Origin of the sequence: Escherichia sp. TW09308 (assembly GCF_000208565.1) — a bacterium.
In the GTDB taxonomy this organism is placed as follows: Bacteria; Pseudomonadota; Gammaproteobacteria; order Enterobacterales; family Enterobacteriaceae; genus Escherichia; species Escherichia marmotae.
In genome coordinates this window covers 1499776-1524250 of record NZ_AEME01000001.1, presented here as the reverse complement: position 1 = coordinate 1524250, position 24475 = coordinate 1499776, and the positions used below count along the sequence as shown (strand labels likewise).

Genomic DNA, 24475 nt, shown 5'->3' with positions numbered 1-24475 from the left:
AGGCTTTAGGCGCGCGTTATCGGCGGAATAAACGCAAAATGGGTCGCTATTTATGCCGTTGATGGTCACGCCGCGCGGGTACAATTTAGCCTGTAGAAATGGCTGGGGGCGGAAATGCAAATAATGAAGCATGGCGTGGTACTCATCGCGATACTGTTCAGCCCGCTGAGTACGGCTGGCGATTTCACATCACAATTGAAAACCTTTTTTGTGGTACAACTGGCGGGGTTGAGTGATGAGGTTCGTATCTCTATTCGCACGCCCCCCCATTTACTGCCTGCGTGTGAACAGCCATTGTTTTCCATCACCAGTAATTCCCGCCTGTGGGGCAATGTGAATGTGCTGGCACGCTGCGGCAACGACAAACGATATGTGCAAGTCAATGTGCAGGCCACCGGGAATTATGTCGTTGCCGCGATGCCCATTGTGCGGGGAGGAAAACTGGAATCTGCCAGCGTCAAACTGAAACGCGGACGGCTGGATACCTTACCGCCACGTACTGTACTGGATGTTAATCAACTGGTTGATGCAGTCAGTCTGCGCGATCTGACGCCCGGGCAGCCAATACAACTAACCATGCTGCGCCAGGCCTGGCGAGTAAAAGCCGGACAGCGTGTCAACGTGATCGCCAGTGGCGATGGTTTCAGCGCTAATGCTGAAGGTCAGGCGCTGAACAACGCGGCGGTTGCGCAAAATGCTCGTGTCCGCATGGTGTCGGGTCAGGTGGTCAGTGGTGTGGTGGATGCGGATGGGAATATTCTTATAAACCTGTAATCTGTTAAAGATTGACCGACTATTGCCGATAAATAAGCAACAAATGATAAAAGCGCCCTCAATGAGGAATAAACCATGAGTATTGACCGCACCGCTCCCCTGAAGCCCATAAGCACCGTTCAGCCACGCGAAACCAGTGACACTCCGGTAGCCAATACCCGCTCGACAAAAACGACCGCCGCCGCCAGTACCAGTGTGACATTAAGCGATGCACAAGCAAAGCTGATGCAACCAGGCAGCAGTGATATCAATCTTGAGCGCGTAGAAGCGTTGAAACTGGCGATTCGTAACGGTGAACTAAAGATAGATGTCGGCAAAATTGCCGATGCACTGATCAGCGAAGTGCAACAAGACTTACTGAGTAAATAAACGTATGACGCGTCTTGCAGAGATCCTCGACCAGATGTCCGCAGTGCTTAACGATCTTAAAATGGTGATGGAGCAAGAGCTGCAACATCTCTCTATGGGGCAGATCAACGGCAGTCAGTTACAACGGATTACAGAACAAAAAAGCTCACTGCTGGCGACGCTGGATTACCTCGAGCAGTTACGTCGGCAAATACCGGATGCCGCAAACAGCAACGATATCGCACAATGCTGGCAGGAAATTACCGTAAAAACGCAGCAACTGCGTCAGTTAAATCAACATAACGGCTGGCTACTGGAAGGACAGATTGAGCGCAATCAACAGGCGCTGGAAATGCTGAAACCACATCAGGAGCCGACGCTGTACGGGGCCAACGGTCAAACCTCAACGCCCCATCGCGGCGGTAAAAAGATATCTATCTGAAGATTTTCTCCGGCCTGCAATGCAGGCCGGGATTGGTTATTAAGCCGTCCGACGGGCAAACTCTTTGACTTTAAAGCCCAGCACCGCCAGCGCGGCAAAGTACGCCGCAATTCCCGCGACAACTACCGCCATCAAACGCAGTAAGCGCCAGGGCATAGTACCCAATGACCAGTCCGGCATGATGTGCAACATACCTAAAAGTACGCCAGACATCACCAGCACTGCCACCACCAGACGCAGCAGAAACGCAGTCCAACCGGGTTGCGGGGTAAAGATTTTCTGCTTACGCAACTGCCAGTAAAGCAGCGAGGCATTCAGGCAAGCTGCCAGACCAATGGAAAGCGACAGTCCGGCATGTTTCAACGGGCCGATAAACGCCAGGTTCATCAACTGCGTCAAAATCAGCGTGACGATGGCAATTTTCACCGGTGTTTTAATATCCTGGCGGGAATAAAAACCCGGAGCCAGCACTTTCACCACAATCAGGCCGATCAACCCCACTGAATAGGCAATCAATGCCCGCTGAGTCATCAGCGCATCAAAGGCGGTAAATTTACCGTACTGGAACAGCGAAACAGTTAATGGACCAGAGAGAATACCCAACGCTACCGCGCTCGGCAGCGCCAGCAGGAAACAAAGACGCAGGCCCCAGTCCATCAAGCGGTTGTATTCATCATGATTACCGCTGGCAAAACTTTTCGACAGCGACGGCAGCAAAATAGTCCCCAGCGCCACGCCCAGTACGCCAGACGGAAACTCCATTAAACGGTCGGCGTAGTACATCCACGACACGGAACCTGAGGCAAGAAACGAAGCAAAAATGGTGTTGATGATCAAGGAGATCTGACTAACAGAAACACCAAGGATCGCCGGCCCCATCTGTTTCACCACGCGCATTGCTCCTGCATCGTGAAAGTTAATGCGCGGCAGAACCAACATGCCGATCTTCTTCAGGTGCGGTAGCTGATACACCAGTTGCAGTATACCGCCCACCGTAACAGCCCACGCCAGCGCCAGCACCGGCGGATTAAAGTACGGTGCAGCAAACAGCGCAAAACCAATCATGCTGATGTTAAGTAACGTCGGGGCAAATGCCGGAATCGAGAAACGGTTCCAGGTATTCAAAATAGCCCCCACCAGCGATGCCAGGGAGATCAGCAAAATATAGGGAAAAGTGATCTGCAATAGCTGAGTGGTCAGCGCGAATTTGTCGGCGGTGTCAGCAAAGCCCGGCGCAGTCACCATTATCACCCACGGTGCGGCGAGCATCCCGGCAACGGTCACAACCGCCAGTGCCAGCGTCAGCAGGCCCGAGACATAAGAGACAAAGACCCGAGTTGCATCTTCACCTTGCTTGCTTTTATATTCCGCCAGAATCGGCACGAATGCCTGGGAGAATGCCCCTTCGGCAAAGATACGGCGCAACAAGTTAGGAAGTTTGAAAGCGACGAAAAAAGCGTCGGTTGCCATCCCTGCGCCAAAAATTCTGGCGACAATAGCGTCACGTGCAAAGCCAAGCACACGCGAAAACATGGTCATCGAGCTGACGGCGGCCAGCGATTTTAATAAATTCATTGGTGTTCTAATCCAGACCCACGAACAAAACGCCTGCAACGCAGGCGCTGAAAGAGGCGAATAGTCTACCTGGATTATGGTGAATTGCTACCGCCAGATGTTACAGGGTTTATTCACTCATCGCGTCTCGCCAGAGTTTGTCAACGATGCGCTGCGCCAGTACTGCCTGCTCACCAGCAGTTTGTGGAACTGTCTGATTTTGCACGCATTCGATGAAATGATGCGCGCAGCCAACAAATCCACGCTGCTCGAGGGTACTTTGCCAGCCGGGAATCGGTTTGTGCACCACGCCCTGCCCGCGCTCCTCGCGCCATTCACGCATATCCGTAATGTCGATGAGCGCGCCGTCGGTCACGGCCTGCACCGTTTCACGCTGGCTACCAGCACGGCGATGCATGCAGGTGGTGATTTGCAAAGGCCCCACCGAAAAATGGTGCTCGGCAAACAACATTTCGCCAGACTCGTTAGTCAACAGCGAACCACCGTCAAGGGAGGCTTTGCCGCCAGACAGCCACAGTGCAGTGTCAACCACATGCAGATAATCATCCAGCAACGTGAAATAAAGATCGTGTGGCCCGACGCTATGAGTACGATGTTTATCCATTCTCAGCGACGCTGCGGTGGCAAGTTGCGTTTTTAGCTCACTGTAGAGCGGTGCAAAGCGACGGTTAAAACCAACCATCAACGTCAGTTTTTTCCGCGCCGCCAGTTCCACCAGCCGCTCGGCATCGCGCAGATTTTCTGCCAGGGGTTTATCGACACAGACATGAACGCCAGCGTTTAATAACGCACTGACCACTTCAAAATGACTGGCGGTGCTGGAGTGGACAAAAACTGCATCGCAACTGGCAGCAAGGTTAGATAACGAATCGGCATAAGGAATGCGCCAGCTTTCACAAATAGGTAGAGCTTTCTCGCGCGTTGGCGACCATGCCCCCTGTAACGTCCAGTCAGACGCTGCCGCCAGCACCGGTAACCACGCTTTTTGCGCGATCCCTCCTAACCCCACTACGCCGATACGTAATTTTTTCACTTTAATCTCCCAGATGGGCCAGCAACGAATCAAGACGCTGTTTCAGTTCTGCCACTTCGATTTCCAGTGCTTCGACACGGGCCTGTAAATCACCTTCAACCGCCTTCGACGGTTCCGTTACCACAGGTTGCTCATCTATCTCACCACTGAAAAGATGCATATAGCGACTTTCGCGTTTACCCGGTTCGCGAGCCAGACGCACCACAAAAGGGCCATCTTCGCGATTCGCCAGTTGTTCCAGCGTCGACTCCACTTCCGCCATATCGCTAAATTCATACATTCGCGCCGCGCGGCTGCGCAGTTCACCCGGCGTCTGGGCACCACGCAATAACAACGTGGTGATTAACGCCACTTCTGCGGCGCTCAGTTTCAGATCGCCAAATTCTGAATTACAAAAGCGTTGCTCATATTTGGTGACCCGATTACCAAAACCGCTCACCGTGCGTAAATAATGACGTTTTACCAGATTATCCAACTGCTCCTGCACTTCAGATTCGCTTAAGTTCATTACCGGTTCACGGTTCGTTTTCTGATTACAGGCCGTGACTACGCTATTCACGGAGAGCGGGTATTGCTCCGGCGTCGTCACCTGTTTTTCCAGTAAACAGCCAATCACGCGGGCTTCCAGTGCGGTAAGTTGATACTTCATAACATTCTCCTTAGCGGCCGGGCGTCCAGTCCGGGGTGGTTAATGCCGTCAGCACGTGATCGCGCCATTGTCCATCAATCAACAGATAATCTTTCGCATAACCTTCTTTTTCAAAACCCAGTCGCGCCAGCAAATCACCGCTACGTTTATTGTGCGGCATATAGTTGGCCATAATGCGATGAATGTGTTGAGTACGCTGCATATAACGAATAGCGGCGGTCAGGGCTTCAAACATTAGCCCCTTGCCCTGCCATTTTTGTCCGATTGAATAACCGAGATAGCAGGCATGGAAAGATCCTCGCACCACATTAGAAAAATTGGCAACGCCAATAATCTCTTTCTCATCCGGGTCGAACAACCCAAAATAGAATGCAGAACCTTGTTTATGAAATTCATTAATCATGCTTAACCTGGCCTGCCAGCCTGAAGGGTAGCAGTGGCTTTCGTCGCGCACTGGTTCCCAGGGCTTGAGGAAATGGCGATTTTCTGCGTAATAGTCCGCCAGCCGCCAGGCATCACGTTCATGCACCAGACGCACGACCAGTCGGTCTGTGGTTAAGCGCACTTTTGGCACGTTACTACGATAGCCAAACATTCTATACCTACTCCTTCCCGTAACGTCTTTAATACGCTGTAAGTATTACTATACCTGCGCAACCAGAACCTGTGAAAAGTCCAAAATGCCATTTCCTGCATTATTCACATATTTGATAAAAACTCTCTATCAAAGAGGACTTTCGATAAAAAAATATTGTCCCGGGAAATATGGGAAAAGTATTAGCGACCATGCAGAATAGAAAGTGCTCATCTTTTATTTCCCGGGAGGGGAAATGTCGCGCGTTTCACAGGCCAGGAACCTGGGTAAATATTTCCTGCTCATCGATAATATGCTGGTCGTGCTGGGGTTCTTTGTTGTCTTCCCCCTGATCTCTATCCGCTTCGTTGATCAAATGGGCTGGGCAGCCGTGATGGTCGGTATTGCTCTCGGTCTGCGTCAGTTCATTCAGCAAGGTTTAGGTATTTTTGGCGGCGCAATTGCCGACCGCTTTGGCGCAAAACCGATGATCGTCACCGGAATGCTGATGCGCGCCGCGGGATTTGCCACTATGGGGATCGCCCACGAGCCATGGATGCTGTGGTTTTCCTGCCTTCTCTCAGGTCTTGGCGGTACTCTGTTCGATCCGCCGCGTTCGGCACTGGTGGTCAAATTGATCCGCCCGCAACAGCGTGGACGTTTTTTCTCCCTGTTGATGATGCAGGACAGTGCTGGTGCGGTCATTGGCGCATTATTAGGTAGCTGGCTGTTGCAATACGATTTCCGCCTGGTCTGCGCGACGGGTGCAATTTTGTTTGTGCTGTGTGCGGCATTTAATGCCTGGTTGTTACCGGCATGGAAACTTTCTACCGTGCGTACGCCAGTCCGCGAAGGCATGGCCCGCGTGATGCGCGATAAACGTTTTGTCACCTATGTTCTGACGCTGGCAGGCTACTACATGCTGGCCGTTCAGGTAATGCTGATGCTGCCGATTATGGTCAACGATATCGCCGGAGCGCCCTCTGCCGTTAAATGGATGTATGCCATTGAAGCGTGTCTCTCCTTAACGTTGCTTTACCCTATCGCCCGCTGGAGCGAAAGACGTTTTCGTCTGGAACACCGATTGATGGCTGGGCTATTGGTCATGTCGTTAAGCATGATACCGGTTGGAATGGTCAGCAATCTGCAACAACTCTTCACCCTGATTTGTCTATTTTATATCGGTTCAATCATTGCCGAACCTGCGCGTGAAACCCTAAGCGCCTCGCTGGCAGATGCACGAGCGCGCGGCAGCTATATGGGGTTTAGTCGTCTGGGCCTGGCGATTGGCGGTGCTATCGGTTATGTCGGTGGCGGCTGGCTGTTTGACCTGGGTAAATCGGCGCAGCAACCAGAACTACCGTGGATAATGTTGGGCATTATTGGCATTATCACCTTCGTTGCGATGGGGTGGCAATTTAGCCAGAAACGCGCTACGCGTCGGTTGCTGGAACGCGACGCCTGAAAATGCCATGCTTTCTGTTACCATTGTTCGCCCAGTCAATCTACTCGCCGCAGCAACCTGTTATTACCTGTCGCCGCTGTTTTCAGTTTTTTCTGCTGGCGGGTTTAACGCTGGTGACACATGCTGCGTTGTGTCAGGATATTGACGCAGATTTCATGTCGAGGACTACCATGAACAAGTTTTTATTTGCCGCTGCATTGATCATCAGCGGCCTGCTCGTTGGCTGTAATCAACTCACCCAGTACACGATTAGCGAACAAGAAATTAACCAGTCGCTTGCGAAACATAATAATTTCTCAAAAGATATCGGTTTGCCCGGTGTGGCTGATGCCCATATCGTTCTGACAAATCTGGCCAGTCAAATTGGCCGCGAAGAGCCAAATAAGATCACCTTAACCGGTGATGCCAATCTGGATATGAACTCTCTTTTCGGCAGCCAGAAAGCAACCATGAAACTGAAGCTGAAGGCGCTGCCGGTGTTTGATAAAGAAAAAGGCGCGATCTTCCTGAAAGAGATGGAAGTGGTCGACGCAACGGTGCAGCCAGAAAAAATGCAAACGGTAATGCAAACATTGCTTCCCTATTTGAACCAGGCACTACGCAATTACTTCAACCAGCAACCGGCTTACGTTCTGCGCGAAGATGGTAGTCAGGGTGAAGCAATGGCGAAAAAACTGGCGAAAGGTATTGAGGTGAAACCTGGCGAAATTGTCATTCCGTTTACTGATTAAACACGAAGGGCGCATTCGCGCCCTTTATTTTTCGTGCAAAGGAAAACGTTTCCGCTTATCCTTTGTGTCCGGCAAAAACATCCCTTCAGCCGGAGCATAGAGATTAATGACTGCACCATCCCAGGTATTAAAGATCCGCCGCCCAGACGACTGGCACCTTCACCTCCGCGATGGCGACATGTTAAAAACTGTCGTGCCGTATACCAGCAAAACTTATGGCCGGGCCATCGTTATGCCCAATCTGGCTCCGCCCATAACGACCGTCGAAGCTGCCGTAGCGTATCGCCAGCGTATTCTTGACGCCGTACCTGCCGGACACGATTTCACCCCGCTGATGACCTGTTATTTAACAGATTCGCTGGCCCCCAATGAATTGGAGCGTGGATTTAACGAAGGCGTGTTCACCGCGGCAAAACTTTACCCGGCAAACGCTACCACCAACTCCAGCCACGGTGTGACGTCGGTTGACACTATCATGCCGGTACTTGAGCGAATGGAAAAAATTGGCATGCCGCTGCTGGTGCACGGAGAAGTTACACACGCCGATATCGACATTTTTGACCGTGAAGCCCGCTTTATTGAAACGGTTATGGAGCCACTGCGCCAGCGCCTGACTGCGCTGAAAGTGGTTTTTGAGCACATCACCACTAAAGATGCTGCCGAATATGTTCGTGACGGTAATGAATTGCTGGCCGCTACTATTACCCCCCAGCATCTGATGTTTAATCGTAACCATATGCTGGTTGGCGGTGTACGTCCGCACCTGTACTGCCTGCCCATTCTCAAACGTAATGTGCATCAACAGGCACTGCGTGAGCTGGTCGCCAGTGGCTTTAATCGCGTTTTTCTCGGGACTGACTCCGCACCACATGCACGTCATCGCAAAGAGAGTAGCTGCGGTTGTGCAGGCTGTTTTAATGCACCAACGGCGCTGGGCAGTTACGCCACTGTATTTGAAGAAATGGATGCGTTGCAGCACTTTGAAGCGTTCTGTTCTTTAAACGGCCCGCAGTTCTATGGTTTACCGGTCAACGAATCGTTTATTGAACTGGTACGCGAAGAGCAACAAGTTGCTGAAAGCATCGCTCTGACCGACGACACGCTGGTGCCATTCCTGGCCGGAGAAACGGTTCGCTGGACAGTTAAACAATAAAAAAACGTAGCACCCTGTTGTCATTAGATTATTTTACCTGTATAAATAACCAGCATATTTAACAGGGGGCTATTATGAGAATTGAAGTCACCATCGCGAAAACTTCTCCATTACCTGCCGGGGCTATTGACGCTCTGGCAGGTGAACTTTCCCGCCGTATTCAGTATGCGTTTCCTGATAACGAAAGCCATGTGTCTGTTCGTTATGCTTCAGCCAATAATTTATCGGTTATTGGCGCGACAAAAGAAGATAAACAACGTATTAGCGAAATTCTGCAAGAAACATGGGAAAGCGCAGATGACTGGTTCGTTAGCGAATAATATGCAGTAATGTTTGTTTTGCCGGGTCGCCCCGGCTTTTTTATTTTGCGTACAAATCTTCTACACTTCCTCAAAATAATTGCACAATATGCTAAAAAAATATGAATGACATGCTGTTTTATTGTTCATATAAATCTTAAAACCAAAAAAATATCTCTTTCCCCCTTTAAAAATTCGGTGAACACCCTTACTTATTGGTATACTGAAGTTGCTTCAGATAAAAACGCATTGAACCTCGAATAACGTTGTCTAGTAACACGAATTAGGGGGCCATGATGGAAAAAAACAATGAAGTCATTCAGACTCATCCGCTCGTAGGGTGGGACATCAGCACCGTTGATAGCTATGATGCGCTGATGTTGCGTTTGCACTACCAGACCCCAAATAAGTCCGAGCAGGAAGGGACTGAAGTTGGTCAGACACTCTGGTTAACTACTGATGTTGCCAGACAATTTATTTCGATATTAGAAGCAGGAATCGCCAAAATTGAATCTGGTGATTTCCATGTAAATGAGTATCGGCGTCATTAACATGACATGACCATCCACCCAAAAGGCACCTGACCGGTGCCTTTACCATTTCTGGGTTGTATATCTGCATTCACTTAATTACTCTGCTTGTACCATGAGAGCAGAGAGAAAAAAATGAAATACGATCTCATCATTATTGGCAGCGGTTCCGTAGGTGCTGCAGCCGGGTATTATGCCACCCAGGCCGGTTTGAAAGTGCTGATGACCGACGCCCATATGCCACCACATCAACACGGCAGTCACCACGGTGATACGCGATTAATTCGCCATGCTTATGGTGAAGGCGAAAAATATGTTCCGTTAGTGCTTCGCGCGCAAACGTTGTGGGATGAACTCTCCCATTACAACGAAGAAGACCCTATTTTTGTGCGCTCTGGCGTCATCAACCTTGGTCCATCTGACTCCAAATTCCTCACCAACGTTGCCCACAGTGCGGAACAGTGGCAACTCAACGTCGAAAAACTGGATGCGCAAGCGATTATGGCCCGCTGGCCGGAAATACGCGTCCCGGACAACTACATCGGCTTATTTGAAGCTGATTCCGGCTTTTTGCGCAGTGAACTGGCGATTAAAACCTGGATCAAACTGGCGAATGAAGCTGGCTGCGCGCAACTGTTTAATTGCCCGGTCACCGCTATTCACCATGATGACAACGGCGTAACCATTACAACGGCTGATGGCGAGTATCAGGCAAAGAAAGTGATCGTCTGCGCGGGAACCTGGGTAAAAGACCTGCTACCAGAACTCCCGATTCAGCCAGTACGCAAAGTATTTGCCTGGTATCAGGCAGATGGTCGTTATAGCGTTAAAAATAAATTTCCGGCGTTTACTGGCGAACTGCCCAATGGCGATCAATATTACGGTTTTCCTGCCGAAAATGACGCTCTGAAGATTGGTAAACATAACGGTGGTCAGGTGATTCATTCCGCGGATGAACGAGTTCCATTTGCGGAAATTACCAGCGACGGTTCTGAAGCCTTCCCATTCTTGCGCCAGGTGTTGCCAGGTATTGGCTGCTGCCTGTACGGCGCTTCCTGCACCTATGATAATTCGCCTGACGAAGATTTTATTATCGATACCCTGCCCGATCACGATAATACGCTGCTGATTACCGGCCTGAGTGGGCACGGCTTTAAATTTGCGTCGGTTTTAGGGGAAATAGCCGCTGACTTTGCACAAGACAAAAAAAGCAATTTTGATTTGACGCCATTCAGACTTTCCCGCTTCCAATAATCATCATTACGGCCTCCAAAATGAGGCCGTTTTTACAGGAGTTTTTTAATGCGTCGTTTGGTGAACTATCTCATCAATAATATTCGCGAACACTTCATGCTTTATCTTGTTCTTTGGTCACTGCTGGCGATTATGGATCTCATCTATGTATTTTATTTCTAACCCGTAATCACTGACATAAATTGACAAATATTTAATATCTCTTTCATTTGGTGTGAAAATTTGAATAAGCTTATTCCTGCAATAACCGCATTCACCAGATTTCACTCATCCTGAAACAACTAAACTTATGAAGATCTCTTCATTATTAAATCAAAATTATTGAAATAAAAATAAATATCATTCGAATTGTTATTTTTAAGTTGCAATTCATTCTCCGACACGCCATTTTCATTCTCTCGCAAATATGTTTCGGATGCCCTTATGCCACTTACAAATACCCCTGAACGCTATGGCGTTATATCAACAGCCTTTCATTGGCTAAGTGCAATCATTGTCTATGGCATGTTTGCTTTGGGTCTGTGGATGGTAACGCTCAGTTATTACGATGGCTGGTATCACAAAGCACCAGAACTGCATAAAAGCATCGGTATTCTGTTAATGATGGGGCTGGTTGTTCGTATTCTGTGGCGTGTCATATCCCCACCGCCAGGTCCGTTGCAAAATTATTCGCTTATGACTCGTCTTGGTGCAAAGACTGGACATCTTGCGCTATACCTCTTGCTCTTCGCCATTGGCATCAGTGGCTATCTGATCTCTACCGCCGATGGCAAACCGATCAGCGTTTTTGGCTGGTTTGACGTTCCCGCAACCCTTGCCGATACTGGCGCGCAGGCTGACTTAGCCGGTGCCCTGCATTTTTGGCTGGCGTGGAGCGTGGTCGTTCTGTCCGTTATGCACGGATTTATGGCTCTGAAGCATCATTTCATCGATAAAGACGACACCCTGAAGCGCATGCTGGGAAAATCGTCATCTGACTATGGAGTTTAAAAAATGAAAAAAAGCCTGCTTGGTTTAACCTTCGCTTCACTGATGTTCTCTGCCGGTTCAGCTATCGCCGCCGATTATAAAATTGACAAAGAAGGCCAGCACGCCTTTGTCAATTTCCGCATCCAGCATCTGGGTTACAGTTGGTTGTACGGCACATTTAAAGATTTCGACGGTACATTTACGTTTGATGAAAAGGATCCTGCAGCCGATAAAGTGAATGTGACTATTAACACCACCAGTGTTGATACCAATCACGCCGAGCGCGATAAACATCTCCGCAGCGCGGATTTCCTTAATACAGCAAAATATCCGCAGGCAACATTCTCCTCCACCAGCGTGAAGAAAAACGGTGACGAGCTGGATATTACTGGTGATCTGACGCTGAATGGCGTGACCAAACCAGTAACGCTGGAAGCGAAATTGATTGGCCAGGGCGACGATCCGTGGGGCGGTAAACGTGCGGGTTTTGAGGCTGAAGGGAAAATTAAGCTAAAAGACTTCAATATCAAGACAGATTTAGGCGCGGCTTCGCAGGAAGTTGATCTGATTATTTCGGTTGAAGGCATACAACAGAAGTAGTGCTGAGATGTTGCCGGATGACACGCATCCGGCACGAATGTTTATTCTGTTGGATCAGGAATAACCAGTGTCGTGTTCAGGCGTCCACGTGATTTATTAAAGATCTTATTGCCATTTTCCCGCCCGGCACGGAGACGTCGCTGTTCTTCTGGCGGTAACGCGCTTTCTTCACAGCAAATCTCACTACAACAGCCTTTGAATTTCTCGGCGCACGCCGGACACTGAATGAACAGCAGGTGGCAACCATCATTTTTGCAGTTGGTATGGCTGTCGCACGGTGTGCCACATTGATGACAATGCGCGATAATTTCATCAGAGATGCGCTCTCCCATCCGCTCATCAAAAACGAAATTTTTACCAATAAAGCGGACCGGCAGACCTTGTTCCCGCGCTTTGCGGGCGTATTCAATAATGCCGCCTTCGATATGCCAGACTTTATTGAATCCGCTATGTTTCATCCAGGCACTGGCCTTTTCGCAACGAATACCACCGGTGCAGTACATCACGATTTTTTTATCTTTATGCGCCTGCATCATCTCAACCGCTTTCGGCAGTTGCTCACGGAAGGTATCAGCCGGAATTTCGAGCGCGTTTTCAAAATGCCCCACTTCGTATTCATAGTGGTTGCGCATGTCGATAAACAGCGTATCTGGATCGTCAAGCATGGCGTTCACTTCCGCCGCTTGTAGATATTCCCCGACGTTACTGGCGTCAAATTGAGGATCGTCAATACCATCGGCAACAATTCGTTCGCGGACTTTCATGCGCAGCACCCAGAAGGATTTCCCGTCATCATCCAGCGCAATATTCAGACGTAATCCGTTTAAAGCAGGGTCAAAAGCATAAAGCTGTGCGCGAAATGTCTCTACGTTGCTCGCCGGTACGCTGATTTGTGCGTTGATCCCTTCACGTGCCAGATAGACCCGCCCAAAGACATTCAACGCAGTAAATAGCTGATATAAAGCATCGCGGGTCGCCCTGGGATCGGCAATTTGGAAATATTTATAGAACGACATGGTGGTGCGTGGTTCGCTCTCGGCCAGCATTTTGGCTTTCAGCGCGTCATTAGAAATGCGGTTGTGTAACACTGGCATGGTGTACGGTTCCTGCGGGTGGGTAAGTAAAAATCCGCGGCATCATATAGCAATTATCGATAATTAACATCCACACATTTTACGCTACATTTGCACATTAAAAATTAATAATGGTTTACATGCGCGGCAATTTCACCCAATCCCCGGTCACAAATTTTGGTTGCGGACGAAAAAATGCGACAATACATACAATTGCCCGTATAGGTTGAAAGACAGGATTGATATGACGAATCTACCCAAGTTCTCCACCGCACTGCTTCATCCGCGTTATTGGTTAACCTGGTTGGGTATTGGCGTACTTTGGTTGGTCGTTCAGTTACCCTACCCAATTATCTACCGCCTCGGCATCGCGGCGGGACGACTGGCGTTACGTTTTATGAAACGACGCGCCAAAATTGTGCACCGCAACCTGGAACTGTGCTTCCCGGAGATGAGTGAACAGGAACGCCGTGAAATGGTGGTGAAGAATTTCGAATCCGTTGGCATGGGGCTGATGGAGACTGGCATGGCATGGTTCTGGCCGGACCGTCGGGTTGCCCGTTGGACAGAAGTGATCGGCATGGAACATATCCGTGACGTGCAGGCACAAAAGCGCGGCATCCTGTTAGTTGGCATCCATTTTCTGACTCTGGAACTGGGCGCAAGGCAATTTGGTATGCAGGAACCGGGTATCGGTGTCTATCGCCCGAACGATAATCCATTGATCGACTGGCTGCAAACCTGGGGGCGTCTGCGTTCGAATAAATCGATGCTCGATCGCAAAGATTTAAAAGGAATGATTAAAGCACTGAAGAAAGGCGAAGTGGTCTGGTATGCACCAGATCACGATTACGGTCCACGCTCAAGCGTTTTTGTGCCGCTGTTTGCCGTTGAACAGGCGGCGACCACCAGCGGCACCTGGATGCTGGCCAGAATGTCTGGTGCGTGTCTGGTGCCGTTTGTTCCGCGTCGTAAGCCAGATGGCAAAGGGTATCAATTGATCATGCTGCCGCCAGAGTGTTCACCTCCGCTGGATAACGCTGAAACCACCGCTGCGTGGATGAATAAAGTGGTAGAAAAATGCATCATGATGGCGCCGGAACAGTACATGTGGCTGCATCGTCGCTTTAAAACGCGCCCGCAAGGCGTACCTTCTCGCTATTAATACATATTCACAGGCCGGATAAGATGCCTGCATCACATCCGGCCTGTCAGCATCAAATCCCCTGATTTAGCGATAAAAGCTCTCTGCGTTGCACCACCTATAAGTCAGGCGCATAATTAGTGTGCTTATTTTTTCTTCTTATGTTCACCGCGCCTGGCGCACCAACAGCGGATTGCTATGTCACCCTCTGATAATGACACCTCCATAAACTGGAAACGAAACCTGATCGTTGCCTGGCTAGGTTGTTTTCTCACCGGCGCCGCCTTCAGTCTGGTGATGCCGTTCTTACCCCTCTACGTTGAGCAACTTGGCGTCACCGGTCACAGTGAGCTGAATATGTGGTCCGGAATTGTCTTCAGTATTACCTTTTTATTTTCTGCTATCGCCTCCCCGTTTTGGGGCGGGCTTGCCGACCGCAAAGGCCGAAAAATTATGCTATTGCGCTCGGCTCTCGGGATGGGCATCGTGATGGTGTTGATGGGGTTGGCGCAAAATATCTGGCAGTTCCTGATCCTGCGGGCGCTACTGGGGCTGCTCGGTGGATTTGTTCCCAACGCCAACGCCTTAATCGCCACCCAGGTCCCACGCAACAAAAGCGGCTGGGCGCTGGGGACACTCTCTACCGGTGGGGTTAGTGGCGCGTTGCTCGGCCCAATGGCTGGCGGTCTGCTCGCGGATAGCTACGGCTTACGTCCGGTGTTCTTTATCACCGCTAGCGTGCTGCTACTCTGTTTTTTTGTCACCCTATTTTGTATCAAAGAAAAATTCCAACCGGTCAGCAAAAAAGAGATGCTGCACATGCGGGAAGTCGTAACGTCACTTAAAAACCCAAAACTGGTACTCAGCCTGTTTGTCACGACGTTAATTATCCAGATTGCCACCGGTTCAATCGCTCCAATCCTGACGCTGTATGTCCGCGAACTGGCCGGCAACGTCAGTAATATCGCGTTTATCAGCGGGATGATCGCCTCAGTCCCCGGCGTGGCAGCTCTACTTAGCGCACCACGACTCGGCAAACTTGGCGATCGAATCGGACCAGAAAAGATTCTGATAACTGCGCTGATCTTTTCTGTACTGCTGTTGATCCCAATGTCTTATGTCCAGACGCCATTGCAACTGGGGATTTTACGGTTTTTACTCGGTGCTGCAGATGGTGCTTTGCTCCCCGCCGTACAGACGCTGCTGGTTTACAATTCGACCAACCAAATCGCCGGTCGCATTTTCAGTTATAACCAGTCGTTTCGTGATATTGGCAACGTTACGGGGCCATTGATGGGGGCCGCTATCTCAGCAAACTATGGCTTCCGGGCAGTATTTCTGGTTACTGCCGGAGTCGTTCTGTTTAACGCTGTCTATTCCTGGAACAGCCTGCGTCGCCGCCGATTCCCCCAGGTATCGAACTGATTTTTCGCCTTTCATACTTGCAAAAGCGGAGAATCAGCTATTCTTTCCCTGAATACCTCATCAAATCAAAGGGAGAATCGTGATGACTATGTACGCAACGCTTGAAGAAGCCATTGATGCCGCACGCGAAGAATTTCTTGCTGACAATCCCGGCATCGACGCCGAAGAAGCGAATGTGCAACAGTTCAATGTCCAAAAATACATTCTGCAAGATGGCGACATTATGTGGCAGGTTGAGTTTTACGCCGATGAAGGCGAAGAAGGTGAATGCCTGCCAATGTTCAGTGGAGAAGCCGCACAGAGCATATTTGATGGCGATTATGATGAGATTGAAATCCGCCAGGAATGGCAGGAAGAAAATACTCTGCATGAATGGGACGAAGGCGAATTCCAGCTTGAGCCTCCGCTGGATACCGAAGAAGGGCGCACAGCAGCCGATGAGTGGGATGAACGTTAATTACTCATATGCTCCGTGGTGAATATCGATCGGCAGCAGTAAGGTATCAAAGACTAAAGAGAATGGAAGATCAAGGATCGTGACATAGCGCCATGCGGAGTCACGCACATCCCATTGCACACCTGGATAATATTGATTGCCATGCCCCTGCCCCGGTATGGTGCGGCTGATGATGCTGCCACAACCACTCAGCAAAGCAACCATGATGCCTACCAAAATGAAACGCATTCGTACCCTCTTCTGTAAAAAAATACCGGCATTACGCCGGTATTTTTATTGGCTCGTTGTTTTTGCCGGATGTGGCGTGAACGCCTTATCCGATCTACGAAACCTTGCAAATTCAATATATTGCAGGTAACTACGCTTTATTGCGAAGCCACATCCGGTTTACGTAATGCCAGTGGATTCAGCTTTATCCCTTCGTAGTAACTCACCCATGAAGAATATTTCTCCGGGGAATTCCACACACGGAAATGCAGGCGTGCCATGGTCACCGGATCGCTCAACAGCACCAGGCGGCGATCGCGATTCAGCTTCTCTGGCGTCTCGTTCAGCGCCTGTTCAACGTGGCGATCGCGGGCGATTTCCAGCACCTTACTGGCGCGGTGACGCGCGGTGGCCATTGCCATTGCCAGGGCATTAAACGACGGATTAAACACCGCGTGCATAAAGCCATCGTCGAGAGAACGTTGACGGTTCATCTCAAGGAAACGATCGGTATCGACCAGTACCTGCGGCGGTGAATACTCTTCCGGGATCAGGAACAGTTTCCAGCGTTTCGTGCGCAAACCAACGGTTGTACGGCTGGAGATCACCGAAACAAACGGTGACAGGATCAACGAGAAGACAATCGGTGCCAGCCAGAACAGAAAACGCAGATCCAGCCACGCCATACCGACCGCCCACACTAACCCCAGCAATAACTGAGAGCCGTGGCGTTTAAACGCTTCGCCCCAGGAAGTGGAGTCATCATCACGCTGCGGTGAATTCCACACCACTTCCCAACCGAGGAAGGCGCTGACCACGAATACCGTATGAAACAGCATGCGTACCGGTGCCAACAACACGGAGAACAGCACTTCTAACAACAACGATAACGTCACGCGCCAGAAGCCGCCATACTCTTTCGTCCCTTTGCACCAGATGAGCAAAATACTCAACAACTTCGGCAGGAACAGCAGCACCATGGTCGAGGCAAACAGCGCAATAGCCAGTTCAGGACGCCACTGTGGCCACACCGGGAACAACTGCCGTGGTTGCAGAAAGTATTGCGGCTCGGTCAGCGCGTGCACTACCTGCAATGCGGTAGAAAGCGCGAGGAACATAAACCACAGCGGTGCGGAAAGATAAGACATCACACCTGTCAGGAACACCGCGCGGTGTACCGGGTGCATCCCTTTCACCAGGAACAGACGGAAGTTCATCAAGTTACCGTGGCACCAGCGGCGGTCACGTTTTAGCTCATCAAGCAGATTAGGCGGCAACTCTTCATAAGAGCCAGGAAGATCGTAAGCAATCCATACCCCCCAGCCTGCACGGCGCATCAGTGCGGCTTCCACAAAGTCATGCGAAAGAATTGAACCAGCAAATGATCCTTCACCAGGCAGCGGTGCCAGCGCACAATGCTCGATAAACGGTTTCACGCGGATTATCGCGTTATGCCCCCAGTAGTGCGACTCACCGAGTTGCCAGAAGTGCAAACCGGCAGTGAACAATGGCCCATAGACACGGGTAGCAAACTGCTGGCAGCGCGCATACAGCGTATCCATACCGGACGCTTTCGGTGAAGACTGGATAATCCCGGCATTCGGATTGGCTTCCATCAGGCGCACCAGACCACACAAGCAATCACCGGTCATCACTGAGTCGGCATCCAGCACCACCATGTAGCTGTACTGACTGCCCCAACGACGGCAGAAGTCATCGATATTACCGCTCTTACGCTTCACGCGACGACGGCGACGGCGATAGAAAATCTGACCTTCGCCACCGACTTCAGCGATCAGCTCCATCCACGCTTTTTGTTCTGCCACACAGATGTCTGGGTTGTAGCTGTCACTCAGAATATAGACATCAAAGTGTTGAGCATTGCCGGTGGCTTTTACCGATTCCCACGTTGCGCGCAAGCCTGCAAAGACGCGGTTCACATCCTCATTACAAATAGGCATGATCAATGCCGTGCGATGCTCCGGATTTAACGGCTCATCACCAACGGTTGACGCAGATATACTGTATTTATCGCGACCAATAAGTAACTGCAGGAAGCCCATCAGCGCCGTCCAGAACCCGGCAGACACCCAACAGAAAAGAACAGCGAAGAGGATCAGAATGCCGGTTTGCAGCATATAAGGCAGGAGCTGCATAAAGGAAACCCACAGATCCTGACCAACCATATCAACCGGATTAATCAACGCCCATCCCTGATACGGCAGAATCGTCTTCATGTACCAGGTGGCGACAACAGTTTGCGCCAACGTCAGGATAAGCAGGATGTAACGACGGATTGTCCCGACGGTACGCCACTTTTGCTCACTTTCCTGCTCTTCTTTGGTCAACCGGGCCAGATAGCGCGGCGTCACATCGCGCCCACGCAGACGATCCCAGAATCGCCCTACCGGATTAGTTCGCCACGGATCGGGAAACATAGAGGAGCGTTTTGCTTTCGGCATTGCCTGAAGCTGGTCGCGTCCTTCGTCGTCTTTAATTAACTGTCCATCAGCAAGCGAATCAGGCCAGGCTTGTTCCAGACGTGCCTTTACCGAGCCTTGTGGGGAGTCATCCTCCCGCGCATAGATCCGGTGTTCAGCATCCAGCGCCTGATGAACAGCGCGGATATCGGTCTTCGGCAATGCCGCTTTCTCGCTTGCAGAGATGGGCATTGCGTCAATGTACTCGGTTGTCTTATTCATTGGCAGGTAACTGGTAGCTCCAGGTTTCACTCAACGTCTGATCGGCATTCACCAGCGCAGCACGCATTTCAGTGGTTTTCTTGGCATCTTTCACTTTCACACGCATCACCAGACGCCAGCCTTTAGTAACCGGGTTATAACGCACCGTGCTTTCGACAATCTCACCATTATCGCCAATGCTGGTTTGCGCGGTGACCGGCGTATCCTCTGGCAGTTTTTTCATTTCTGCGCCGGTGAAATCGACCACAAAGGCAATAGTGCCATCAGGCTGGCGAATCAGGTTCGACTGCTTTACATCGCCCGTTGAACGACGCGTCTGCTGCACCCAGGCGTTATCAGGCGCGTGAAGTTTGTCTTCGTCACGACTGAAGGTGATGGTGTATTTAAAGTTCATCTCTTTGCCCGGCTCCGGCAACTGATCCGGTGTCCAGTAAGCGACGATGTTATCGTTGGTTTCATCGTTGGTTGGAATTTCTACCAGCTCAACGCTGCCTTTACCCCACTCCCCTTTCGGCGTTACCCAGGCGCTAGGACGCAAATCATAACGATCGTCGAGATCTTCAAAACGGGAGAAATCGCGGCCGCGTTGCAGTAGACCGAAACCTTGAGGGTTCTCCATCGAGAAACTGCTGATCGCCAGATGTTTCGGGTTGTTCAGCGGACGCCAGATCCACTCACCATTACCAGCATGGATAGAAAGGCCGTTAGAATCGTGCAATTCCGGACGATAGTTATTCGCCGGAGATGGCTGATTCGGCCCGAACAGGAACATACTGGTTAACGGTGCAACGCCCAGTTTGCCGACTTTATCGCGCAGGTAAATTTTCGATTGCACATCAACAACCGTGTCACGTCCCGGCATAACAACGAACTTGTAAGCGCCTGTCGCACGCGGCGAATCAAGCAGCGCATAAATCGTTAAACGTTTGTCAGTCGGTTTTGGACGCTCGATCCAGAATTCTTTAAATCGCGGAAATTCTTCACCGGATGGCAAAGCGGTATCAATTGCCAGGCCACGGGCAGAAAGACCGTAAACCTGACCTGCGCCAATCACGCGAAAATAGCTGGCCCCGAGCATGCTGACGATTTCATCGTTTTTATCTTTGCTGTTGATCGGGTAAAGCACTTTAAAACCGGCGAAGCCAAGGTCTTTTACCGTGTCTTTGTCATGCTGAACATCACCGAAAGTGAAATAATCCGGACTGTATTTGATTCTTTTTACTGCCGTTGCGGTGACTTCGTTGATTTTGACCGGCGTGTCGAAGTACATACCTTGATGGTAGAACTCGAGCTTGAATGGGGTCTTCAGATTGTTCCAGTAGGCTTTGTCATGATTAAACTGGATCTGCTGATAGTCCGCGTATTTCATGTCGCGGAAAACGGAGGGCAAGTTACTTTTAGGTGCCTCATAGCCTTTCCCGGCTAAGGATTGAGCTTGCTTTGCGACATCGTCAATGCTGAAGGCCCAGCCTGGCGATGTATACAGAGTTAACATTACTGCAGCGCTCAACCAACGCATTTTCATCATTTGTAGTTTATGTTTCATAATAAGTAAGCACTTCCCCCTTTGTGTGCTTATATCGATCCGATCTATTTTAATGGATAACCAGCCATTCCGACAACAGAATCCCGGTATTATTCGGCGTACCGGCTCATGGATTAAGCACCTGATTGCAACCGTTTTCACTTTCCGTGCTTCTCCTAAAGACAGAAGGAGCGAGTTCGTGTAGGGTTTGCCAGCAAATTTATTTATCAACCGTCTTACAGGCGCTTCCATTTTGGTTCGTGGTAGCGGTTATGCCGCATAAAAACACACTTGAAATCTGCGCCACATGTGGCCAGGTCGGTGTCGCTACGGCAAAAGCCTAAAGGCATTACCCGGTCGGGATAAGACGAAAAATCCGAGATTAGTTAACCATATATGAATCCAGTACCCGCGCAGCGTGAATATTTCCTCGACTCCATCCGCGCATGGTTGATGTTGTTAGGGATCCCTTTTCATATTTCTTTAATTTATTCAAGCCACACCTGGCATGTGAATAGCGCAGAACCATCATGGTGGCTGACGCTTTTTAACGATTTTATCCACGCCTTCCGTATGCAGGTATTTTTCGTTATTTCCGGGTATTTTTCCTACATGTTGTTTTTGCGCTACCCATTGAAAAAATGGTGGAAAGTGCGCGTTGAGCGCGTAGGTATCCCGATGTTAACGGCAATTCCCCTGCTCACCTTGCCGCAATTCATTATGCTGCAATATGTCAAAGGCAAAGCGGAAAGCTGGCCTGGGCTATCATTGTATGACAAATATAATACTCTGGCCTGGGAATTAGTCTCGCATCTGTGGTTTTTACTGGTGCTGGTCGTTATGACGACACTGTGCGTGTGGATATTTAAGCGCATCAGAAATAATTTAGAAAATGCAGATAAGGCGAATAAATCTTTCTCGATGGTTAAGCTATCGATATTATTTTTCTGTCTGGGTGTTGGCTATGCAGCAATAAGAAGAACACTATTTATCATTTATCCGCCCATTTTAAGCGATGGCATGTTCAATTTTATTTTCATGCAGACGCTGTTTTATATGCCGTTCTTTATTCTCGGTGCACTGGCTTTCATTTTTCCTAACCTTAAAGCTTTGTTTACCACCCCATCTCGCGGCTGTACCCTCGCGGCAGCACTGGCATTTATGGCTTATTTGCTCAATCAACGTTACGGCAGTGGCGATGCTTGGATGTATGAAACTGAGTCGGTGATCACGATGGTGCTCGGACTGTGGATGGTTAATGTGGTCTTCTCCTTCGGCCACCGCCTGCTTAATTTTCAGTCGGCACGGGTAACTTATTTTGTCAACGCGTCGCTGTTTATCTACCTGGTTCACCACCCGTTAACGCTCTTTTTCGGCGCATACATCACCCCGCATATCACCTCAAATTGGCTTGGTTTTCTCTGCGGTCTGATATTTGTGATAGGGATTGCGATAATTCTGTACGAAATTCATTTACGCATTCCGTTGCTGAAGTTTTTATTCTCTGGCAAACCGAACGTGAAGCGTGAGAATGATAAAGCGCCAGCCCGTTAAGCCACGTTTATAATAACCATTCAACGGGCAATATTGACGCCAGTCTGACCATAACCCGCTTCCAGAAACTGGTTGCGGGTTCTTTTTTGAGGATAATATCTTCCTTCCCATGACGATCGACCCAGTTGATCCTTCCCCAACGATCCAAACGGAGCTGCCAGGCCGCATCATACTGACTCTGCATAAAGCGTTTATCGATTAATTGCGCCAGCGTTTCACTCTCTATCACCAGGCCCATTTCAGTATTGAGCAGCGTTGAACGCGGATCGAAATTGAATGAGCCAATAAACACTATTTTGCCATCGACACTAAACGTTTTGGCATGCAGACTTGCGCCAGAATTCCCGGTTATACCGCGATCGTGCAGCGTTCCGCTCTGTTCCCGCGTCGGCTTCAGTTCATATAATTCAACGCCATAGCGGAGCAATTTTTTGCGCCAGCGGGCATACCCGGCATGAACGACAGCGACATCGTTAGCGGCAAGTGAATTGGTTAAGATAGCTATCTTGACCCCTTTTCTCACCATTCGTAAAAGCTGCGCCACTCCCGCGCGCGTTGGCACAAAATAGGAAGAGATAATATCAATACGTTCGCTGGGTGAGCCCATGATATCGAACAGACGTTGCGGCAGCAGTGAATGGCGTTTTGCCTTGCCCTCCCCTTTCGCGGGATCATCACTTAATAAACGCGTTCTTGCCCAGATTAGCGGCAATGTCCCGTCAACCAGTTGATTTATAAAAGGACTTAACTCCATTTGGCGCAAATAGCGATGTGTCCCGCTGTCGTTGTACCAGGACGCAGGTAGCTCAATACGGTCAGCCATTTCGCCATCGGGAACATCCAGCACCTGCTGCAACGGTGAAACCGATTTGCAATACCAGTAGCGGGCGAAATCATCGGCAACGTCCTCAACAACTGGCCCGATTGCCATGACATCTAAATCAGAAAAAAGCGGCTCTTCCCCCGCACCAAAATAAGCGTCGCCAATGTTTCGCCCGCCCACCAGCGTTACCACACCATCAACGGTAAAACTTTTATTATGCATACGGCGATTGAGGCGGGAAAAATCGGTGATATAGCCAAGCGGGCGCAACAAACGAAACGAGAAAGGATTGAAAAGCCGGACTTCAATACGCGGGTGACTATCGAGCAAGCGTAAAATGTCATCAAGCCCGGGGGTATTGTTGTCATCGAGCAACAACCGGACGCGAACGCCACGCTTCGCTGCGGCTAACAGGGCGGAAAACAGCAACCGCCCCGACATATCGTCCTGCCAAATGTAGTACTGAACATCCAGCGTATGTTCCGCCATTTCCGCCAGATAATATCTTGCGGCAAACGCATCCAGGCTTTTATCAAGAGGGAAAATGCCGCATTTTCCAGGATGTTGCGAGCACAACGGCAGCACCGCGCTCGCCAGCCGGGGCAAATCATTCATCTCCTTGTTGGGTAAGGAGTCTTTCGTAGAGGTGGGCGTTTTCTGCATCATAACAGACAAAGTATACTTGCTCAGGTAAAGCGTGACGGGTAATAAATTCCGAAACGGTTTTTACAGCTATTTCAGCCGCAGCAGCACGCGGGTAACCATATACACCAGTGCTAATGGCAGGAAAAGCCACTGACGAATAACCGTTCGCAGCCACCAGTCGCAGACTATTGAGATAGGCATCCTGCAATAACTGGTCTTCATTTTGTTCGCCCCCGCGCCAGACTGGCCCAACGGTATGCACAACTGCTTTGGCAGGAAGATCGCCTGCAAGAGTAATGACTGCATGTCCCGTAGGGCAATCGCCCTGTTGCTGACGAACTTTTAAACAAGCATCCAGCAAGGCCGGACCAGCAGCGCGATGAATAGCGCCATCAACACCACCGCCCCCCATTAATGATGGATTTGCCGCATTAACAATAACATCAACGGCCAGTTTGGTAATATCACCCTGCACAACATGAATACGCGATTTCATAACGCCTCCTTACACCATCTTGTTCCTT

General features: G+C 49.9%; 26 protein-coding genes. 16 read left to right on the top strand and 10 right to left on the bottom strand.

Features of this window, described 5'->3' with window-relative positions; all coding sequences use genetic code 11:
- Window positions 1–114: 114 nt before the first annotated feature.
- The 3 genes from flgA to flgN all read left to right on the top strand — a co-directional run bounded on the left by flgA (window position 115) and on the right by flgN (window position 1564).
- A complete protein-coding gene (flgA, locus tag ESM_RS0107435; RefSeq protein WP_001166613.1) occupies window positions 115–774 on the top strand; it encodes a flagellar basal body P-ring formation chaperone FlgA in 660 nt (219 codons plus the stop codon).
- Between the two features lie 75 nt (window positions 775–849).
- Complete coding sequence (flgM, locus tag ESM_RS0107430) at window positions 850–1143, top strand: flagellar biosynthesis anti-sigma factor FlgM (RefSeq protein WP_000020864.1); 294 nt, start codon at window positions 850–852, stop codon at window positions 1141–1143.
- 4 nt (window positions 1144–1147) lie between these two features.
- Window positions 1148–1564 carry a flagella biosynthesis chaperone FlgN gene (gene flgN / locus ESM_RS0107425; RefSeq protein ID WP_000197329.1) on the top strand — a complete coding sequence of 139 codons (417 nt, stop codon included), beginning with the start codon at window positions 1148–1150 and terminating at the stop codon, window positions 1562–1564.
- A gap of 39 nt (window positions 1565–1603) precedes the next feature.
- Here flgN and murJ read toward each other — a convergent pair whose 3' ends face one another.
- The 4 genes from murJ to rimJ form a co-directional block, all read right to left on the bottom strand.
- On the bottom strand, window positions 1604–3139 hold the full coding sequence (gene murJ, locus ESM_RS0107420) for a murein biosynthesis integral membrane protein MurJ (protein WP_001050690.1): 1536 nt from the start codon (window positions 3137–3139) through the stop codon (window positions 1604–1606).
- 109 nt (window positions 3140–3248) lie between these two features.
- A complete protein-coding gene (locus ESM_RS0107415) occupies window positions 3249–4172 on the bottom strand; it encodes a Gfo/Idh/MocA family protein (RefSeq protein WP_000736170.1) in 924 nt (307 codons plus the stop codon).
- Window position 4173: 1 nt separating this feature from the next.
- Entirely contained in the window at window positions 4174–4821 is a 648-nt protein-coding gene (locus ESM_RS0107410) for a YceH family protein (protein WP_000877132.1), read from the bottom strand.
- 10 nt (window positions 4822–4831) lie between these two features.
- Window positions 4832–5416, bottom strand: coding sequence for a ribosomal protein S5-alanine N-acetyltransferase (rimJ, locus tag ESM_RS0107405; RefSeq protein WP_000468210.1), 585 nt, complete (start codon window positions 5414–5416; stop codon window positions 4832–4834).
- Window positions 5417–5651: 235 nt separating this feature from the next.
- Between rimJ and mdtH the strand changes: the two genes are divergently transcribed.
- From mdtH to ESM_RS0107360, 9 genes are all read left to right on the top strand, one after another.
- Complete coding sequence (gene mdtH, locus ESM_RS0107400; protein ID WP_000092221.1) at window positions 5652–6860, top strand: multidrug efflux MFS transporter MdtH; 1209 nt, start codon at window positions 5652–5654, stop codon at window positions 6858–6860.
- A gap of 170 nt (window positions 6861–7030) precedes the next feature.
- Window positions 7031–7591, top strand: a complete 561-nt coding sequence (locus ESM_RS0107395) for a lipoprotein (RefSeq protein ID WP_010377240.1) — start codon at window positions 7031–7033, stop codon at window positions 7589–7591.
- A gap of 106 nt (window positions 7592–7697) precedes the next feature.
- Window positions 7698–8744, top strand: coding sequence for a dihydroorotase (pyrC, locus tag ESM_RS0107390; protein WP_000126569.1), 1047 nt, complete (start codon window positions 7698–7700; stop codon window positions 8742–8744).
- A 74-nt stretch (window positions 8745–8818) separates the two neighbouring features.
- The gene (gene dinI, locus ESM_RS0107385) at window positions 8819–9064 is read left to right on the top strand and encodes a DNA damage-inducible protein I (protein WP_001217758.1); all 246 of its coding nucleotides are present in this window, start codon (window positions 8819–8821) and stop codon (window positions 9062–9064) included.
- Between the two features lie 275 nt (window positions 9065–9339).
- On the top strand, window positions 9340–9594 hold the full coding sequence (gene bssS / locus ESM_RS0107380) for a biofilm formation regulator BssS (protein WP_000414435.1): 255 nt from the start codon (window positions 9340–9342) through the stop codon (window positions 9592–9594).
- Window positions 9595–9708: 114 nt separating this feature from the next.
- Complete coding sequence (solA, locus tag ESM_RS0107375; protein WP_000872747.1) at window positions 9709–10827, top strand: N-methyl-L-tryptophan oxidase; 1119 nt, start codon at window positions 9709–9711, stop codon at window positions 10825–10827.
- 48 nt (window positions 10828–10875) lie between these two features.
- On the top strand, window positions 10876–10989 hold the full coding sequence (locus ESM_RS1000000126405) for a YceO family protein (protein WP_001253738.1): 114 nt from the start codon (window positions 10876–10878) through the stop codon (window positions 10987–10989).
- Between the two features lie 261 nt (window positions 10990–11250).
- Window positions 11251–11817, top strand: coding sequence for a cytochrome b (locus ESM_RS0107365; RefSeq protein WP_010377234.1), 567 nt, complete (start codon window positions 11251–11253; stop codon window positions 11815–11817).
- 3 nt (window positions 11818–11820) lie between these two features.
- Window positions 11821–12396: a YceI family protein gene (locus ESM_RS0107360; RefSeq protein ID WP_000749251.1), complete on the top strand. Its 576-nt coding sequence runs from the start codon at window positions 11821–11823 to the stop codon at window positions 12394–12396.
- A gap of 41 nt (window positions 12397–12437) precedes the next feature.
- Here the strand turns inward: ESM_RS0107360 and trhO are convergent, their stop codons facing one another.
- A complete protein-coding gene (gene trhO, locus ESM_RS0107355; RefSeq protein WP_001144620.1) occupies window positions 12438–13490 on the bottom strand; it encodes an oxygen-dependent tRNA uridine(34) hydroxylase TrhO in 1053 nt (350 codons plus the stop codon).
- 223 nt (window positions 13491–13713) lie between these two features.
- On the opposite strand from trhO, the gene lpxL reads away from it, so the two are divergent.
- The 3 genes from lpxL (at window position 13714) to ESM_RS0107340 (ending at window position 16495) form a co-directional block, all read left to right on the top strand.
- Window positions 13714–14634, top strand: a complete 921-nt coding sequence (gene lpxL, locus ESM_RS0107350) for a kdo(2)-lipid IV(A) lauroyltransferase (RefSeq protein WP_001516170.1) — start codon at window positions 13714–13716, stop codon at window positions 14632–14634.
- Window positions 14635–14811: 177 nt separating this feature from the next.
- The gene (gene mdtG, locus ESM_RS0107345; RefSeq protein WP_000075038.1) at window positions 14812–16038 is read left to right on the top strand and encodes a multidrug efflux MFS transporter MdtG; all 1227 of its coding nucleotides are present in this window, start codon (window positions 14812–14814) and stop codon (window positions 16036–16038) included.
- A gap of 82 nt (window positions 16039–16120) precedes the next feature.
- The gene (locus tag ESM_RS0107340) at window positions 16121–16495 is read left to right on the top strand and encodes a MysB family protein (RefSeq protein WP_001516169.1); all 375 of its coding nucleotides are present in this window, start codon (window positions 16121–16123) and stop codon (window positions 16493–16495) included.
- Here the strand turns inward: ESM_RS0107340 and ESM_RS0107335 are convergent, their stop codons facing one another.
- From ESM_RS0107335 to mdoG, 3 genes are all read right to left on the bottom strand, one after another.
- Window positions 16496–16723, bottom strand: a complete 228-nt coding sequence (locus ESM_RS0107335; protein WP_001211026.1) for a YceK/YidQ family lipoprotein — start codon at window positions 16721–16723, stop codon at window positions 16496–16498.
- A 137-nt stretch (window positions 16724–16860) separates the two neighbouring features.
- Entirely contained in the window at window positions 16861–19404 is a 2544-nt protein-coding gene (gene mdoH / locus ESM_RS0107330; RefSeq protein WP_010377224.1) for a glucans biosynthesis glucosyltransferase MdoH, read from the bottom strand.
- Window positions 19397–20932 (bottom strand): glucans biosynthesis protein MdoG, encoded by a 1536-nt coding sequence (gene mdoG, locus ESM_RS0107325; RefSeq protein ID WP_010377222.1) that lies wholly within the window; start codon window positions 20930–20932, stop codon window positions 19397–19399. Before mdoG ends, mdoH begins: the two co-directional genes overlap by 8 nt.
- Before the next feature lie 393 nt (window positions 20933–21325).
- On the opposite strand from mdoG, the gene mdoC reads away from it, so the two are divergent.
- Window positions 21326–22483, top strand: coding sequence for a glucans biosynthesis protein MdoC (gene mdoC / locus ESM_RS0107320; protein ID WP_001070369.1), 1158 nt, complete (start codon window positions 21326–21328; stop codon window positions 22481–22483).
- Between the two features lie 7 nt (window positions 22484–22490).
- On the opposite strand, the gene clsC is transcribed toward mdoC, so the two are convergent.
- A complete protein-coding gene (gene clsC, locus ESM_RS0107315) occupies window positions 22491–23972 on the bottom strand; it encodes a cardiolipin synthase ClsC (protein WP_001516165.1) in 1482 nt (493 codons plus the stop codon).
- Entirely contained in the window at window positions 23914–24447 is a 534-nt protein-coding gene (gene ymdB / locus ESM_RS0107310) for an O-acetyl-ADP-ribose deacetylase (protein ID WP_000842235.1), read from the bottom strand. Before ymdB ends, clsC begins: the two co-directional genes overlap by 59 nt.
- Window positions 24448–24475: the final 28 nt, after the last annotated feature.